4 protein-coding genes are annotated in these 4,166 nt (G+C 56.9%); 1 reads left to right on the forward strand and 3 read right to left on the reverse strand.

The genetic code is table 11. The annotated features are described in order from the left end of the window. A partial coding sequence (locus AWB82_RS36165) for a ParB N-terminal domain-containing protein (protein WP_159462664.1) occupies positions 1 to 548 on the reverse strand: 548 nt, incomplete at its 3' end. Positions 549 to 902: 354 nt separating this feature from the next. Continuing rightward, positions 903 to 1,487 (reverse strand): recombinase family protein, encoded by a 585-nt coding sequence (locus AWB82_RS36170; RefSeq protein ID WP_086974039.1) that lies wholly within the window; start codon positions 1,485 to 1,487, stop codon positions 903 to 905. Between the two features lie 1,044 nt (positions 1,488 to 2,531). On the opposite strand from AWB82_RS36170, the gene AWB82_RS36175 reads away from it, so the two are divergent. Further along, positions 2,532 to 3,317, forward strand: a complete 786-nt coding sequence (locus AWB82_RS36175; protein ID WP_200818291.1) for a replication initiation protein — start codon at positions 2,532 to 2,534, stop codon at positions 3,315 to 3,317. 381 nt (positions 3,318 to 3,698) lie between these two features. On the opposite strand, the gene AWB82_RS37840 is transcribed toward AWB82_RS36175, so the two are convergent. Further along, a partial coding sequence (locus tag AWB82_RS37840; protein ID WP_159462665.1) for a hypothetical protein occupies positions 3,699 to 4,166 on the reverse strand: 468 nt, incomplete at its 5' end.

Raw genomic sequence — 4,166 nt, forward strand, 5'->3', positions numbered from 1 at the left:
AGCGATACCCCTGCAGTCTTGGCTATCCATTGAAGGGTTACGCGCTTCCCGGTCTCATGGTCAACCAGACCTTCCCTCAGGAGTCGCCACGCGTGTTGGGTCTTGCCTTCCTGTGTCAGGGGCTCCCGAATGTGGTTGTTCTCATCGTTCGCAGCTTGGAGGGCTTGGGTAGGGTTGACCGTCACATACTCAACGGGGATCTCCTCACGCATCGTGCCAACATACGCCATGTGCCGATGATGCCCATCAAGGAGTACGAATCGCTTGGCAGGTGTGGCCTTCGGTAGATGCAACACGAGAACAGGCTTCATATCCATCGTTGGATTGCCGTTCAGAAGCTCCCGCATCTCATCTACCTTGGCGGGGTTGATGTCCCCGTATGCCGGGTTCCTGCTGGTGCCTCGGGCCTGATAAACGTCTGGCCTCAGCTTGATCCGCTTGACCGGTAACCGCTTTGGCAACTTCTCAGGGTCATGAGGCTCCCAAAGGTCGTGTAACTCCCTCAGCTTGTCGCTCAGGCTCCTATCGTCTTCTGCTCGCTTAGCCATGTGTCCCTTGTTAGGGGTGGTCTATTTAGACCGGAAAAAGCGAGGGAGTCTATCAGGCATAGACCCTGAGAGTCCCCTGAGTCCCTTCAGAGCCCCGTGGAATAAGGGCCTTAGACCTCAGGGAGCCTCAGGAGCCTGCCTGTTCCCTCAAAGAGAAACACCACCATCATCATCAAAGGAGCATGCCAAGGGGCTCCAGAAGGCTCCCACCGGTTCCCTGAGGGTTGCAAGGGGTGTTACCCCGTGGAGGCTCACCGCAAGGTCTCCAAAGCCACGGGATAAGCCTCAGGAGCCCGGTAAGTCCCTCTGCCTCTCGAAAAGAGGCTTCCCTAAACTGCGGTTACTATTTATTGATTAGGCAACTATCGCCTGTGCCTTAGCCCTCAGGATGGTTGCACGGCTGGTGCCGAAGTCACGAGCAAGCTGCGACACCGATACACCCTCAGCAATGGCCTCCCGGACCTTCTGTTGCTCCTGCGGGCTAAGCGCAGACTTCCGCCCCAGCTTGACCCCTTCAGCCTTCGCACGGGCCAATCCAGCCTGTGTGCGCTCAATGATCAAGTCCCTCTCAAACTCCGCCATCGAACTGAGGACACCCATGATCAGCTTCCCTGCCGAACTGGTGAGATCAGCGCCACCGAGCTGGAGGCAATGAACACGGACACCCATCTCTGCCAGCTTCTCGACCGTGCTGCGAACGTCCAAGGCCGACCGACCTAACCTATCGAGCTTGGTAACGATCAACACATCACCCGCTTCCAGCCTGTCCACCAGCTTGGCGAACAGGGGACGCTTGAAGGCTTCCGTGCTGCCGCTGATGGTTTCCTCAACGATTCGCTTCGCATCGACTGTGAAGCCCGCAGCCTTGATCTCTTCAAGCTGGTTGCTGGTGGTTAGCTCGGTACGCGATACACGGGCGTAAATGAAGGTGCGGGACATGGGGCCTCAGGGGTGTGCGAAAAGGATGTACGAATCTTAGAGACTGTACGAAATAGAATCAAGCTATTTTTTGAACACCCTTTCCAGCACTGTTCGCAAATGACCGTTTTCGCACACCATCAAACAAAAAAATGCCCGCTTGGTTAAGAAGCGAGCCTAAATGGAATGCCACGCCAATGGCGCAAGCTAACGATACAGCGCTCACAGTGACCTGTAACTGTAGACGAATGCCCATGAGTGCCCGAAGGGGCCAGTACCCTTGGACATCCACCATCGATCAACAACGAATGTTTGCTAACAAGTAGCGAAGGACTGGCGGCGCGTTGGCATCGCTACGGCTGGAGCTTCGTTTTGTTTCGAAGGCTGGAAAACAAAAGACCGGTACCTCAAACCCCCACTCCCCCAGCTCCAAAAACTGAACATTTGGGCCAAGCCCACGGTTGTTATTGAGCCGCTGACGAGAGAGGGCCGCTCCCAGAAATTTCTCATCGACCTGGGCGAAGGTACCGGGGGTAGGAGCCGGGGGGCCTCAGCCGATGTGAGGGGGGCCTTGGTTTGCCAAAGAGGGCATGGGGGAGGGCCGGGGGCCTTCCGACCAGGCACAGACCCCCCGGCACCCCTCCAAGGTTCTCAGGGCCTCTCAGGGCCTCTCAGGGGCTCACAGGGGCCTCAGGAACCGCTCACAGGGCGTTACAGATGCCAAGGGCCTCCAGCCGCTCAGAAGGGCCTGAGGGCCTTGGGGTAGGGCTGAGGGTAGGCGCTGGGAAGGGAAATCAGGGGGGTTCTGGGGCTCTGGGGGCCATTGGCGGTACGTTATCCACAGGCTCCAGCGTTTTTAAATCGTTTTTTCTTGTTTATAGGACCCTGAGAGCCTTTGCTGGCTTGGGGTAGCGGGACGCTATTCTCCCAAACAGCCGGGGATTTCTCCCAAACAGCCGGGTATTTCTCCCAAACAGCCGGGTATTTCTCCCAAAGTTATACAGGGGAGATATGCTATTTTCTCCCTCGATCATTCAGGGGCGAATAACCGGGAGTTTGGGAGAAATGGCACGAAAAGCCGCTTTGGCGAAGAAGGCAGAGAAATACGATATAGAGGCTTTGGAGCGTCCCGTAGGAGCTCGCTGGGTGTCCATGAGTAACGCGCTCACCCGAGCTGCTCACGGGCTCAGCATGATGGAAAAACGCCTCGTGTTTGCTGCGTTATCCAAGCTCGATAGCAGGCGCTTACCAGCCGGGGGAATCCTCGTGACAAACCTCACGGCATCGGAATATGCGGAACTGTTCGACGTGAGTATGGACACCGCCTATGAACAGCTCCAGGCCGCAGCAAAGTCCCTCTACAGCCGCTCGATCACGTTCTACGAAGCTGCTCATCGTCGCAAGGGGAGACCTCTAGAGCCAACGCGGGTACAGATGCGCTGGGTAGGGGCCGTGAAGTATCACGTAGGGGAGGGCTGGGTAGAGCTCCGCTGGTGGCCTGACCTCGTTCCGCACCTGACCGCACTACAGGGGCAATTCACTCGCTACCAACTGAGGCAGGTAAGTGGCCTTCGCACGGCATCATCATGGAAGCTGCTGGAGCTGCTGCAACGATTCGAATCCACCGGCTGGGCTGAGTACACCATCGAGGATTTCGCTGAGTCCATGGAGGCTACGGACAAGCAAAGGGCCGACTTCGGAAAGATACGCACCAAGCTCATTGAACCCGCAGTGAAGGACCTCCAAGAGAAAGATGGTTGGCTCATCGACTGGCGACCAATCAAGGCCGGAAGGAAGGTGAAGACTGTGCGATTCGAGTTTAAGAAGGACCCTCAGGGCCGGCTTCTGTAGTCCCTTGGTCCCCCTCCAGAATTTTCAACAGGTTCGGGAAAAACACATCACAGCGCTCACCGTGGCTCGCTACTTCCCTTCGTGGGCAGACTGCTAACTCCACACCAAGGTTCGTCATGGGGAACTCGGGGCCAAGGGCATCGACCAGCCGTGCCAGCCGATACCTTCCCTTCCGATCACACCGCGAACATGCCACCTCGATATGGCTTGCCCGTGCTGCTACATCACCTAACGCTATCGCTCCGTTTGTCACCTTGGTTCCTTGGATACCTAGCGGCGTGTTACCAGCCTCAGGGAAGGGCTGGGAAGCCTCAGGATGACCCCACGGGACTCGAGACCGCGGCAATCGCTCCTGAGGGCTGTATGCGGGCCGTAGGGTCCTTAGAAATCCACCTCTACATCATCCTCTTTGTCTGCGCTCTTAGCTTCCTTGTTCGCCTCTTCTGGCTCATCGTCCAGATCGTCTACCTCCATGTGTTCGATGTACTCATGCAGCGCATCCCGCATGTTGTCCTGCTCCAGCAGGTGATGAAAGACCTCAAAGATACGTTCAGGCCATGCAACACAAAGAGACTTAGCGAACAGCTCGGGGAACCCTATCTTGTCCATCGGGAACTTGCTTCGTAGCTCCCCCGCGTACCGCTCAACCTGCTTATCCCGCATCGCTTCATCATCCCGGTCCCAGCCAATTGCATCGAACCAGTTTTCAGGGGGCTCCCCGCCCCGCTCACGTATCTCCTTGAGCTTCGCTGATGCGAACTTGGCTTGACCAAGCGATACCCCTGCAGTCTTGGCTATCCATTGAAGGGTTACGCGCTTCCCGGTCTCATGGTCAACCAGACCTTCCCT

Origin of the sequence: Caballeronia glebae (assembly GCF_001545035.1) — a bacterium.
GTDB classification, from domain to species: domain Bacteria; phylum Pseudomonadota; class Gammaproteobacteria; order Burkholderiales; family Burkholderiaceae; genus Caballeronia; species Caballeronia glebae.